The organism is Candidatus Enterococcus avicola (assembly GCF_047470845.1).
Classification (GTDB): domain Bacteria; phylum Bacillota; class Bacilli; order Lactobacillales; family Enterococcaceae; genus Enterococcus_D; species Enterococcus_D casseliflavus.
The window spans coordinates 1-380 of the sequence record NZ_JBLGTY010000064.1 but is presented as its reverse complement, the minus strand read 5'-3'; the positions used below and the strand labels follow the sequence as shown (position 1 = coordinate 380).

At 38.4% G+C, this 380-nt stretch carries 1 protein-coding gene; it reads left to right on the top strand.

Translation table 11 applies throughout. The features are described 5' to 3' along the window. Positions 1-3: 3 nt before the first annotated feature. A partial coding sequence (locus ACI3E5_RS17590) for a transposase family protein (RefSeq protein WP_498855891.1) occupies positions 4-380 on the top strand: 377 nt, incomplete at its 3' end.

Genomic DNA, 380 nt, shown 5'->3' with positions numbered 1-380 from the left:
TCCATGGATCATTGTACTAGAAAATTGTTAGGTTTAACAGATGAAAATTTATTCTTCGAAGAAGAATGGTTAGAGACAGTAGAAGAAGAGGGGTTTCGCACCAATCTTATCCATGCCAAACTTAGCTATATACCAGGTCATTGCCGTAAATGTGGCATCAAAAATGAAGGACAAATCATCAAGAATGGCTCACACAAAACAAAAGTCCAACTTCTGCCTTATCGAGCAACCAAAACGGAATTACGCTTGGTACGTACGCGCTTTTACTGTAAAGAATGTCAGTCGACATTCAATGCTCAGACAAATTTGGTGGATGAAAACTGCTATCTTTCAAAGGAATTAAAGGTTCAAATTGCCTTGGAACTGGCGAAGAATACAAC